Genomic DNA, 12,035 nt, shown 5'->3' on the forward strand with positions numbered 1-12,035 from the left:
ACGACGGGCCGAGCGCAGGGAGAGCAGTAAGGCTGACATGACACGTCCCGTCCGACACCAGATCATCGACCGACCTGATGGCACCTTCTGTGCTCTGGTGCTGTTCGATCCAGATCGGCTCTACCGCTGCGATGGTTTCGGCTCGTGGATAGAGGCTACGGAGTGGGTTGAAGGCCTGCACATCATCATGGAGGCCTGTGGCGCGACGGTAGAGCCCTCCGATGCTCTCGACGGCACCGCGAGCGCCAGCGCCCCTGACCTGCGAGAGTGGCGGTTGTGAAGGCGGACCTATCCGAGGTGCAACTCAGCCTCTTGACCCGCGCCTGGCGTCGCCCCGTGGTGTTCTCAGGCGAAGAGAGCGATGAGGAGCGCTTGGCCATGCTGCAGCTCTATGCAGCCGGCTTCATGAGGCAGATCACCAACCCGAGGAAGCCATGGCTGATGGAGTGGCGCAGCACGGCGGCCGGGCAAGCTGAGCTCAGGGCAAGGAAAGCAGATAGGGTCAGGTGAGGATCGGGGCCGCACGGCGACGGCTGTCTGACCGCCACGGCCACTACGATTGTGGTACTCTTGCCCTGTTAGCTAAGCCCGGGTGAGGATGCGCAACTCCCACCTGCTCCAACCGGCCCGGGCTCTGTACCGGTTTACGTGTTTCCAGTGAGGTTGGCGGTCCCATCCAACTTCGTTCAGGTGGAGCTGCCGTCTGTGAGGAGACTGGCGCCACCGGCATGCCGAAGAAGGCGAAAGACATCGGGGAGGTATCCACTCGCTGGCTCGCCGCACTGCGTACGAGAAAATGCGCTCGCCTGACCCAGGGTTCCTGCAACAGGGAACAGGCATTGCGCTGAGGCGAATGCCTGCCGAAGATCTGAGCCTTCCCGCCTCATTCCCGCAGTCGTTGCCGCACGGGCCGTCGATCCGGATGGTCCGAGACGTCTGCTGCGAAGGGCGCCTCTCCTAGATCACTGGAGCTGGGCGAAGAGAGGCTCGAACCGCTTGGCTGCGAGCTTACCGTGTTGCACGCTCTTCGCTTGCTCCAGATTGTCCCGGTTCGCGCCGACCACGACGAGTGCAACCATGCCCATCAGGTAGTGAGGCGAGCATTTGAAGCCGTAGACGCCCTCCTTCTCTAAGGTAATCGTCTCTTCTTTGCCGACCGTGGTCTTGACCACTGGTGTGCCTTCCGGCGCCATGCCCTTGATGCTCTCGATGTTGTGCCCCTTGTCGCTGGGTACGAGTTTGATGCTATCGCCAGGGGCAAGCTTCACGAAGGGCGGATCGAACACCATGGAACCAGCAGGACCACTGTTGAGAGTCTTCACAACGACCTCGGCGGCACGGCCATCTATTGCGAGTGAAATGCTCGCGATGGTTGTCAGCAGCGAGGTAGCAGCTAGAGCCCGAAGGTTTTGCCAGATGCCCTTGATCATTGTGCGTCCCACTTGAAAGTTCAGCCGAGGTCGACAAGGCGGAAAACACAACGACTCTGACGATTAGGCAAGCTGTATCTTTTGTAGTTTTTCTATTTACACAAAGCGTGTCACCGCTCATTCGAGATCAGAGCCATTGCCTTTGGGCGTCAGGGCTCGTTTCCCAAATTTCCGTATTCTTAATCTCGCGTGTTTAGCGTTCGCTGAATTCCATAGTGGGTCGCCAGCAATGCGCGAGTGGTTTTCATCGACATGCGGAAAACTTTACTGCGCAGCGATGCTCGCGAGTGCGAGTGCGATCGTTCTGCAGGCATCCTACTTGTTTGAGGTGTCGCCTTACAGCAGCATCGCGAGCGATGCTGTAGCCATACTGACGACGTTTTCCCTGCTCGTTGCCATCTTCTCTGTGCGACTGAGTGGATCCCGCTAGCCGCAGGAAGGCCCAGCAGAGGCGCTTACAACCGAGACGTTCATTCTAGGCAATGCTGAAATTTAGAATTGCGCAATCAACTTCAGCTTATGATCGACAGCGGGGCGCAAACAAGCTCGCTTTATCACCGTAGCGTTAGTTATTGGGCTGGGGACAAGATCCGCCGTGATGATACCGCAGGCACTCGCGCGGCTTCGCAGGGACGAACGCGGCTCCGTCCTGCTCATCTTCGTCTTCCTGACGCCCGTCCTGTTCGGCTCGACCGCGGCTGCCATCGAGTACGGCCACCTGCGTTACCGCCGCGCCCAGCTCCAGAGCGCCGCCGACATGGGCGTCCTGTCCGGCGGCAACATGCTCAAGCTGTCCAACTCGCAGGACGCGACGATCGCGAGCGTGACCGATCAGGCGATCCGGAGTGCGGCGCTCATCCCGGCCGATCGGAAGGCGGCCATCACGGTGGCCGTCACCGACCAGCGCACGAGCGTCGAGGCGGTGGTGGAGGAGACGCTGCCGACCATGATGGGCCGCATCCTCAGCTACCCGAGCATGACGCTGATCGTCAGGGCGAAGGCGAAGCTCGTCGGCACCATGCGGCTCTGCATGCTGGCGCTGGAGGGCGATGCCCGGGGCGCGTTCAGCCTGGAGAAGAAGGCGCAGGTGACCGCCACGAACTGCTCGCTCTACTCCAACTCCTCCGATCCCGGCGGCCTGACCGGCAAGGACGCCGCCACCGCCCAGGCGCTCACGATCTGCTCGGCCGGCGGCTTCGACGGCGCCAAGGCCTCCTTCACGCCGACGCCGCAGACGGGTTGCCCGGCCGTCAAGGACCCCCTGGCGGATCTCAAGCTGCCGACGGCGCCGCCCGCCACGAGCTGCACGGTGCTGACAAAGCTCGTCAACCAGGTGAAGGGTGGCGAGACGGGCAACGTCGTCAGCACCAGCACCGACCTGGATCCCGGGACCTATTGCGGCGGCCTGCACATCACGAAGAACGCGCAGGTCAACCTCCGGCCGGGGGTCTACATCATGCGGGACGGCCCCCTGATCGTCGATCAGAGTGCCAGTATCACGGGCGTGGGCGTGGGCTTCTTCTTCTCTGGCAGCAAGGGCGGCATGCTGCTGGACAAGAAGACCACCATCTACCTGACCGCCGCTACGAGCGGGTCGATGGCGGGCCTGCTCATGGCCGAGGAGCGCACGGTGTCGAACCCGCTTCCGGTGCCGCTCAACCTCCTGCTGACACCGCCACCGCCGCCGCCGCCGAAGCTCGGTGGCACGAAGCCCCTGCGCGAGTACCGCATCATCAGCGACAATGCCCGCACGATGCTCGGCACGATCTACCTGCCGGCCGGTCGCCTGATCATCGATTCCGACAAGCCGGTGGCCGACCAATCCGCCTACACGGTGATCGTGGCGCAGCAGATCAACCTGTACGAAGGTCCGAACCTCTACCTGAACGCGAACTACGCGGCCACGACCGTACCGGTCCCGAAGGGCGTCGGCCCGGACTCGGGCATGGTGTCGCTGACACGGTGAAGGTGAAACCGGTTCCAGTAACACACTGGCTGGCTAGCCCTCGCAGACGTATCGTGGAAATGCTCGCGAGGCATCGATGGCTACGCTAGTGGACTGCCTCAACCGGCTGGCTCAGGGAAGTGTCGGTTTACCTCAATGCCACCTTCGTCACAGGGCGAAGTGCCTGCCATGACGTAGCGGTACCAGTGCGAGCCCACGGCGCCACCCTTCTACGGTCCAAGAGGCCAGGATGTAGCTATAAACCCTTCACCCCACGGACAAGGTTTTCGAGATCGGGAAAACAGAGGCAAGCGGAACAGCCGAAACGCTGCCGGGAGGCATCGGTCGACCTCAACGGGCAGAGCTGTGCCAATGCCGCCGTGTTCCGTGGAGGTCGTTGAGCTATGCCGTGAGGGTATAAAGCCAAACGGTCTGACGAACGCTGGATGTCACACACTCTTGGCTCGGCGCGTGCTAGGTGCATGGCCGCCGGTCTCACTCCCGGCCGCTCACGCTCGCTGGCCCGGGTTCCCAAGGCGGGTCGGTGGGCGTGGGCTGTGGAGACCCATTCGGGCGATCTTGCCCAGGACGACAAGTAGCCTGCCGGGTGTGTCTTTGTTGGCTGCGGAGGGATCGCCATGCAGCCATGTTTTACAAAAGTAAGGGACATGCCCGCCAAGGCCCGTCTATGCTGCAATTAATCACGGGCTTTGACCGGCGCGCCCGTGAGTGAGAGCCGCCGCGCTCCCGCCTCAATTGAGCGGAGGCGTGCGTGCCGCGGTTCTTCTTCAACGTCTACGACGGGCGCAGCGAGATAGATCGCGGCGGCACCGAGTTGCCGGACCATCATGAGGCGCGGCGTCAGGCCATCCGCTTCGCAGGCAAGATCCTAGACGACGAGGCCCACCGGATCGCACTCGGCGAGGAGTGGCGGATGGAGGTGACGGACGAGCGGGGCTTGGTCCTGTTCCGCCTCGACTTCATAGTGACGGGCTCGCCCGCGATCACCCACAGCCCAGGAGCGAGCGCGTCGTAACGCCTCGGCAACCTCCCTGATGGATGATCCCCATGGCTTCCGGCTTTTCCCTCAGCGACAGGTAGCCAACCCCGCCGGCCGTCATGGTGATTTGGCCGGCGGGGCCATTCGGATCAGCCAGCGCCGCGCCTCTTACCGCGCAGTGCGCAACACGGTTGCCGTCACCAAACCGCCAGCAGTTCCAAACCCGCTTGAACCACCTGCTAGATGACGGGTTGCCGGAGAATGGCATCGTATTTCTGTAAGATCGTTCTCACTGGTCCCGACTACGAATTCAAGCTGAGGAGCCAGTCGGAGCGGACTGCAGCTTTGCAGGCAGAGGGTATGCTGCGCTCTCTGACAGGTGAAACCCGCCAACCTACAACCATCACGATCGAGTGTAGGGATCGCGATGTCGGCGACCGGCTGGCAGGATATCTCTCCGACGTCGCCCGCGAACTGGCGATGGCCTGAAGCTCGGCCTGGTTCATCGGGTCCATATCGAACCAGTGACCCGATCCATGATCTCGACGGCGAGCAGGTCGGGGCGAGGCGGCTAACGCCGGCTGATCGGTCCGATCGGTGCGCTCGCGATGGTAGGTGCTGCCTCCTGAAACAGGCGCTGCGCATAAGTGGGGAGGCCCTCGGCGTTGTTGGCCGCCATACGCTCGCGTAGCGCTACGGCTCGTCGCGCAATGGCTTCTGCATCGCAGATGCGGCAGGGACCGCCTCGGCTGCTAGCGCGGCAATTGTCAGGGGTACGGCAGTTTGAGCGTGGCATTGCGTCAGGATAGCTGCTGGCCTCAAGCTCGGTCGAGCGCTTGCGATGGTGCAGAGCGACACCATGGTGCCGATGAGTGCCCACCGGGGCGTAACGTTGAGGCTTCGTTAACCAAAGGCTGGACACCCTGAGCACGTCGGCTTGAGGGTCCACCCGTGTACCACGCTCACTCGACCAGCACTGAGGGCACTGCCGGGGAATGCCCGGTGCCTTTCGATCTCGTGATGCACCTGATCCGAGCAGAACCCGATACGCTCGCGGACATCCTCGAAAACATGCCGGAGGTGTCCAGGGCGGGCCTGGCTGTCTGGCTCTACGGACGCAGCCACACTCACGAAATCGGCATACGCGTTGCTGCAACCTGCGAGGGCGCTTCCCTACGCCGAACCGCTGGCCTCGTTGGCAACGCTCTTTACGAACTCTCGCGCCAGCCCTCGATGCCGCTACGCCAACGCAGCCACCGGGTCAGTCTTGGCGGAACTCATGGTTCAGGCCATCTGCCGCTCTGACAGTTCACCTCGAGTCAGACTTGGCTTCCGATAGCTAGCTGCCGGAACGGCGAAAATGCCAGTGGCCGTGTTGACCGGCATGAAACTCGTTGGGTTCCCGCGCGGCCTTGGCCCGAACACAATCGCCATGACGTGAGAGGAAGCCCGACGCCGTCCGTCGTGCCCCAGCGGGATCACGACCATCTCGGCCCTCGTCCTCTCCCACCTCCGCGCCAGCGTCGTCGCCTCGCCGCCGCCTTTCCTCCTGCGGTACGGCATCGCCTCCCTGGCAGTCCTCGGCGTCGCCCTGCTGCGCTGGGCGATGTTCGCCGAGTTCGCCCCATGGTTCCTCTTCACCCCCGCCGTGGTGGCCGTGACGCTGCTGCTCGGTGGCGGCGCAGGGCTGTGGGCCACGCTGCTCTCGACGCTTTGCGCCGGGTACGTACTTCTGGAAGTCCCACCCGTCGGCATCCTGTCGCCGATGCAGTGGGCCGCATCCGCGATCTACGCTGCAACCACGTCCGGACTCGTCGGGGTCGTCGTTGCATTGCGGCAGGCGCTTCGCGCCTCGGATGCCGCGCGGGGAGATCTCGGACGTGCCGCGACGGCGGCGACCGAACGCGAGGCGTTTCTCACGAGCGTGCTGTCGAGCTCGACCGACTGCATCAAGGTGCTCGACCTCGACGGCAAGCTGACCTTCATGAGCGAGGGCGGCCAGCGCGTGATGGAGGTCAGCGACTTCAATGCCATCGCCGGGTGTCCGTGGCCGGACTTCTGGACCGGCAGCGGTCACGCGGAGGCGGTCGCGGCCGTGCGTGGCGCGCAAGAGGGACGCTCGGCGAGCTTCGTCGGACGCGCCAGCACGATGCAGGGCACGCCGAAGTGGTGGCACGTCGCAGTGAGCCCGATCCCGGGCCCGGACGGTCGGCCGCGTAACATCCTGTCCGTGTCGCGGGACATCACGGCCCTACACGACAGCGAAGAGGAGCGCGACCGCTTCGTCCGGCTGGCCGAGAACAGCACTGACTTCATCGGCATGGCTCATGTCGACGGGCGGGTGTTCTACATGAACGACGCGGCGCGTCGGCTGGTCGGGCTGGAAGGGGCTAACATCACCACGCTCGCCATCGCCGACTTCTTCCCGCCCGAGGATGCCGAAACGGTGGCGGACGAGGTGCTGCCAGCGGTGGTGCGGGACGGTCACTGGGCGGGCGAACTTCGCTTCCGCCATTTCGTCACGGACGAACTGATCCCCGTTCTCTACTCAGTCTTCCCCGTCACCGACCCGGACGGCAAGACGCTTGGCTACGGCACCGTCACCCGCGACTTCCGCGCCCGCAAGCGGGCCGAGGAAGACATGCAGCTCATGAATTGCGAGCTCGCACACCGGCTGAAGAACGTGCTGGCGGTGGTCCAGTCGGTCGCGCACCAGACCCTGCGCAACGCAGTCGACCTCCCCTCCGCCAGCCAGGACCTGTCGGCGCGGTTGGTGGCGCTCGGGGCAGCCACCGACGTGCTGACGGGGGCCTCCTGGCGCTCGGCCGACCTGAGGGCCTTGGCCGAACATGCCTTGGCGCCGCATGGCGAACTCGGGACGCGCATCGTCCTCGACGGCCCGACCATCGCCTTGCAGCCGCAGGTTGCCGTCGCCCTCGCCCTGGCGCTGCACGAGCTCGCCACGAACGCGGCAAAGTACGGCGCCCTCTCGAACGAGACCGGGCGTGTCGACTTGGCCTGGCAGGTTGACGGAAACGGACCTGACGCCAAGTTCCACCTCGCTTGGAGGGAGCGCGGGGGGCCGCCGGTGTCCGCGCCGACCCGGCGCGGGTTCGGATCGACCTTGATCGAGCGCTCGCTACGTTCGTATTTTGGTGGAACGGCTGATACCGAGTTCCAGCCCAAGGGGTTGGTATTCACGCTGGAAGCCCGCCTGGGCGACGCGGCCATCGGTGGTGGGAATTCGTAGCGTTGGGCCAGAGCACACCGATCGGCATGAAGACAGTCCTCGTGGTGGAGGACGAAGCGCTCCTGCGCTTCGACATCGTCGCCTTCTTCGAGGAGCGGGGCTGGCGGGTGTTCGAGGCCGGGAACGCTGAGGAGGCCATCGCCATCCTGGATCAGCACGGCGAGATCCGGGTCGTGCTGACCGACGTGCAGATGCCCGGCGACATGGACGGGCTGAAGCTCGCCCATTACGTGCGCGAGCGGTTTCCCCCGACGCTCCTGTTCGTGGTCTCCGACCAGGCCCCGGTGACCCTTGAGGCATTGCCGGCGCGAGCGACCTTTCTGCCCAAACCGTTCGACCTGCACCGGGTGATGCGTCAGATCGATCGCAGCGGCGTGGCTTAAGAGCTTTCGCCTACAGTAACATGGACGAGCCGAGATCAAGATCATCGACGTGTGCACCTACCAGCTGGGACGAAAGCTCGCGAATGCCTAGCGGGCAAGACCTACGCCGAGACGATCTAGGGGCGTGGCTACAAGCTTCAGAAGGGCGCTGTACGATCGCTGGCGAGAGCGAGCTGACGTGAGGAAAGCGGGAACACCATCCCGGAAGCGACCTCAAGAAAAATGTTAACTTAATATTTGTCAGTACGTCGCTGAATGTCTCTAATCGTCCACTGACTCTGCGGTCCCGTTCCCCATGCCCGAACAACAGGAACGGCGGCGTGCGCCGCGTCGGCAGACTGCCATCCCCGCTCTTGTCCGGCTCGATGACGGAACGGAGATGTCCTGCATGATCCGCGACGTTTCCAAGGGTGGAGCTCGCCTCGGTGTTGCGCCCCAAGCGGACCTGCCGAGTGATTTCTATCTCGTGATGAAGTCATCGGGCCAGGCGATGCCAGTCCGGCTTGTCTGGCGCGACGGTAACTACGCCGGCATCTCGATCCACGCTACTCATCCATCTGCGAAGTAGGTCACAGGCCCCAAGCGGCGGCCGGGGTGCCGATCGGGTAGTTCCCGTAAGAGCCGTAGTTGCTGCCGGCGCCGAACGACGGGCGAGCTGCGGTGCCGAGCGTCGGGCCCAGCGCCGCGAGGTTCGCGTTGTGCTGGTTCGTGGCCGCCAGCGCCCGGTTGTTGGCGTCAATCATCTCCTGCTGGTGGCGCAGGTAGGCCATCTCCGAAGCGTAAGGGTCGAACAGCCCCGAGCCGCCCATGACGTTCGGGTCCCCGAAGCTGCTGCCCGAGCTGGCCGCAGGCTGCCCGCCGCCGAGGTTGTTGACGTCGAACCCGGACACGTTCGTGTTGGCTCCGAAATCATAGGCTCCGATCCCGCCGACACCGCCAGCCGGCGCGCCCATGTCGCCAGCGTTCGTGCCGTAGTAAGAGCCGAAGCTCTGCGGACTGGCCCCGAGGCCGCCACCCACGTTCGCGTTGGAGAAGCCCCACGGGTTGCTCAGGCCGCCCCCTCCGCCGCTCAGGATGTTCCCGCCGGGGCTGTAACCGCCGTACCCATAAGCGCTCGCTCCATAGCTAGGGTTGTAGGCCGGCGGCTGATATCCGCCCGTCCCTGTAGCAAGGGCCGTGATCGCAGGATTGGGCGTGATGCCGGTCCCGAACGATCCGGGAGCGACGCCGCCGGACAGGTTGGCACCCGTGAACTGGAACGGCCGATCGCCCACGGTGTACTGCCGCCCCTCCTGGCCACCGTATTCGAGCCAGTGCTGGAACGGGTTCATCCCAGACGCCGCAACGTCTTGGTTCTGGTTGAGGTACGCCGTCGCGTCGAAGTTCGCGTTGAGGTGATCGCCCCTCGTGTCGACGGCCCGACCCTCTGCTAGGCCGTACTGCATCAGGTGGAGCAAGGGGTCCACGCCGGCCGCTGCAACATCGGCGTTCGCGCGCAGGTACTCCTGCGGATCGAATTTGAAGTTGCCGACCGCCGTCCCATCGGCTGCAATGACGGGGGTGGTAGCCGTCGCGGTTGCGCCGAGGCCCTGAGCATCGCCGGCATTCGTCAGACCACCCGTCCCGCTGCCCGTGGCCGTCACGCCCGTGAGGTTCTGGCCGCCCGTGACAGAGCCCCCAAGACCCGCCGTGCCGCCACCGAACCCGCCGGAGGCGCGCCCTTCTGCGTTCCCGTAGAGCAGGAGGTGCTGAAGGGCTGGCATCCCGGCCGTGGCAACGTCGGGGTTGCTCGCGAGGTACGAGACCGCGTTGAAGCCGGGGGCGAGGCGGTCCCCAGCCTCATCAAGCGGTCGACCCTCGTTGTAGCCATAGGTCTGGTAGTGCTGAAGCGGGTCGAGCTGGGCGGCCGCCACATCGGGGTTGGCCCGCAGGTAGGCGTTCGCGTCGAAGCTGTAGCCGATAGGCAGGCCGTCGACGCCGAGGTTGCCGAGGCCGCCCGTGGCCGTTCCGGTTGCGGTGATGACGTTGCCAGTTCCGGTCGCGGAGGCACCCAAGCCCTGAGCGTCACCCGCGTTCGTAAGGCCGGGCGTTGCCGTCCCTGAAGCGGTGACGTTGTACCCGGGGATGATGCCCTGCCCGAGCGAGCCATACCCGGCCGGCATCCCGCCCGTGTTCGCGTACTGTGCGAAGTCGAGGGCCCCGATGTTGCGCCGCTCGTTGGCGCCGTACTCAAGGAAATGGGCCGTCGGGGACATACCTGAGGCGGCGACGTCCGGGTTCTGCGCGAGGTAGGCGGCATCATTGAAGCCGACCGGCAGCCGATCGCCGGCTGTATCGAGGGCGCGGTTCTCGTATCGGCCGTACTGAATGAAATGCGGGAGGGCACCCATGCCCGCTGCAGCAACATCTGGGTTGGCAGCGAGGTACTGGCTGGCGTCAAACGTGAAATTGCCGGCGCCGATGTTGTGCGACACATCGAGGTTGGAGAAGTCGGCCCGGTTCGGGACGTAGATCGACGGGTTCACGCCCGTCTGCTGACCGCGCGCCTGCGCCTCGGGTGAGGTCGCGATGCCGTTCAGGACATCGAAGAGGCCGGTGGCACCGCGAGCAATGCCCTCCACGCCAGATCGCAGTTCGTCCGCGGTCGGGAGGCGTCCCAAAGCAGCCTGGTACTGGCCAGCGATGTTCCGAGCAGCACCCTGCAATCCCTCCGTGAGGGTGTCGGAGAAAAGGTCTAGGGGGCCACGATTGTCGATGCTGAGATCCGCATCGCTCAGGCGATCAGGCGGCAGCGGAGCGTTGAGAACCGCTCTTTGTCGACCGGGATCCAGCGTCGACAAGAGCCGATCACGAGCGCCGTTATAATCGAAACTGTTGATCTGCTGATAAATTCCTGCGGTGTTCTGCGGGTCGCCCCCATACCAATACTCACCGCCTATCAATGGATTGTTCGACTTGGCTACGCCTAAGCCCATGCCGACATGCTCATCGTATCGGCCGGGGCCATAAGCAGCAGGGTTGCCGGTCGAGTAGAAGGTCGCACCGCCGGAGATGCCCCGCAGATCGGCCGTCCCAAGAACGCCGCGCGCTGCTGCAAGGTTGATGTCCACCTGCTGCTGCATCGCGGGCGACAGGCGATCATAGTAAGTCGGATCGGCGCCGATCTGGTTGATGATGTTGTACATCTGCGTGGCGCTGTTGTAGGCGCCACGCTCGGACGGATACCAAGTCGAGAACTGCGATGGGGTGGCAAGCTGCGCGGCGATGCCAGTGTATGTATTGCCGGCACCGTCCGTGTAATTATTGTAGGTGTTGAAGCGACTGTTCGACCCGCGGTTGGCGGCAAGGTCAATGACCATGGCCCGGCCGCGCAAGTCCTGGTTGCCTGCCTCGCCCTGAACTGTGCCGAGCGCCCTTGCTAGGTCGTCAATATCCGAGAAGCCGTATTGGGTCGGATCTATCGCATAGGGCATCGACGTAACGCTTTCATTACTTGCAGACCCCCTCGCCAAGGGTCAGCCCGGCCAGAGGACCGTCGTAGATATCGGCCGCAGTCGTGGGCCCGAACGCGGCCTTACTGGCCCAGTTGACGCCCTGACCCGCCGAGCCCTCAAACGAGGAGCCCATCACGGCCGGAGTGGTGCGAGGCATGATGTCGAACCGAACGACGTAACGCCGGGCGCCATCATCAACTTCGAGGGCATTCCAGCGCCGTGCAGCCGCCCAGCGGACAGGGCGGACGCTTCGCCCAACTAGCTCCGGATGAGTGACCCTGCCGTCAGGCACGAGGGCGGCGCGGCCGATCGTGAACTCGCGCTCTGACACCGCGCACTCGGTGGCAGCCTCGGGGCCGCTGGCCTTCCTCGCTTCGGCACCGCCACAGAGAATAGCTGCACCCAGAAGACCAAAAACCAGCGCGCGCATCGTTCCACTCCATGAACAAAGTAGAGATGCGGCTACGCTCGCGGTCCCGCTAGAGTCCAGCGCATGTTTATTTGCGTGTGACAGTGTAACAGTATTCTGCCGG

General features: G+C 64.2%; 12 protein-coding genes. 9 read left to right on the plus strand and 3 right to left on the minus strand.

Annotated elements, in window-relative coordinates:
* Positions 1–37: 37 nt before the first annotated feature.
* Both ACLBXP_RS03060 and ACLBXP_RS03065 read left to right on the plus strand, forming a co-directional pair.
* Positions 38–280 carry a hypothetical protein gene (locus tag ACLBXP_RS03060; RefSeq protein WP_447666079.1) on the plus strand — a complete coding sequence of 81 codons (243 nt, stop codon included), beginning with the start codon at positions 38–40 and terminating at the stop codon, positions 278–280.
* Positions 281–378: 98 nt separating this feature from the next.
* Positions 379–510 carry a hypothetical protein gene (locus ACLBXP_RS03065; protein ID WP_447666080.1) on the plus strand — a complete coding sequence of 44 codons (132 nt, stop codon included), beginning with the start codon at positions 379–381 and terminating at the stop codon, positions 508–510.
* Between the two features lie 452 nt (positions 511–962).
* Here ACLBXP_RS03065 and ACLBXP_RS03070 read toward each other — a convergent pair whose 3' ends face one another.
* Positions 963–1,430: a pseudoazurin gene (locus ACLBXP_RS03070; protein WP_447666081.1), complete on the minus strand. Its 468-nt coding sequence runs from the start codon at positions 1,428–1,430 to the stop codon at positions 963–965.
* Positions 1,431–2,028: 598 nt separating this feature from the next.
* On the opposite strand from ACLBXP_RS03070, the gene ACLBXP_RS03075 reads away from it, so the two are divergent.
* The 7 genes from ACLBXP_RS03075 to ACLBXP_RS03105 all read left to right on the plus strand — a co-directional run bounded on the left by ACLBXP_RS03075 (position 2,029) and on the right by ACLBXP_RS03105 (position 8,576).
* The gene (locus ACLBXP_RS03075; RefSeq protein WP_447666082.1) at positions 2,029–3,396 is read left to right on the plus strand and encodes a TadE/TadG family type IV pilus assembly protein; all 1,368 of its coding nucleotides are present in this window, start codon (positions 2,029–2,031) and stop codon (positions 3,394–3,396) included.
* A gap of 751 nt (positions 3,397–4,147) precedes the next feature.
* On the plus strand, positions 4,148–4,411 hold the full coding sequence (locus tag ACLBXP_RS03080) for a DUF6894 family protein (protein ID WP_447666083.1): 264 nt from the start codon (positions 4,148–4,150) through the stop codon (positions 4,409–4,411).
* A gap of 225 nt (positions 4,412–4,636) precedes the next feature.
* Entirely contained in the window at positions 4,637–4,864 is a 228-nt protein-coding gene (locus ACLBXP_RS03085) for a hypothetical protein (RefSeq protein WP_447666084.1), read from the plus strand.
* A gap of 513 nt (positions 4,865–5,377) precedes the next feature.
* On the plus strand, positions 5,378–5,680 hold the full coding sequence (locus ACLBXP_RS03090; protein WP_447666085.1) for a hypothetical protein: 303 nt from the start codon (positions 5,378–5,380) through the stop codon (positions 5,678–5,680).
* 301 nt (positions 5,681–5,981) lie between these two features.
* The gene (locus ACLBXP_RS03095) at positions 5,982–7,625 is read left to right on the plus strand and encodes a PAS domain-containing protein (protein ID WP_447666086.1); all 1,644 of its coding nucleotides are present in this window, start codon (positions 5,982–5,984) and stop codon (positions 7,623–7,625) included.
* 26 nt (positions 7,626–7,651) lie between these two features.
* A complete protein-coding gene (locus ACLBXP_RS03100; RefSeq protein ID WP_447666087.1) occupies positions 7,652–8,008 on the plus strand; it encodes a response regulator in 357 nt (118 codons plus the stop codon).
* 295 nt (positions 8,009–8,303) lie between these two features.
* On the plus strand, positions 8,304–8,576 hold the full coding sequence (locus ACLBXP_RS03105) for a PilZ domain-containing protein (protein WP_447666088.1): 273 nt from the start codon (positions 8,304–8,306) through the stop codon (positions 8,574–8,576).
* Position 8,577: 1 nt separating this feature from the next.
* On the opposite strand, the gene ACLBXP_RS03110 is transcribed toward ACLBXP_RS03105, so the two are convergent.
* Both ACLBXP_RS03110 and ACLBXP_RS03115 read right to left on the minus strand, forming a co-directional pair.
* Positions 8,578–11,481, minus strand: a complete 2,904-nt coding sequence (locus tag ACLBXP_RS03110) for a hypothetical protein (protein ID WP_447666089.1) — start codon at positions 11,479–11,481, stop codon at positions 8,578–8,580.
* Between the two features lie 16 nt (positions 11,482–11,497).
* The gene (locus tag ACLBXP_RS03115; protein WP_447666090.1) at positions 11,498–11,932 is read right to left on the minus strand and encodes a hypothetical protein; all 435 of its coding nucleotides are present in this window, start codon (positions 11,930–11,932) and stop codon (positions 11,498–11,500) included.
* Positions 11,933–12,035: the final 103 nt, after the last annotated feature.

The organism is Methylobacterium sp. A54F, from assembly GCF_053346035.1.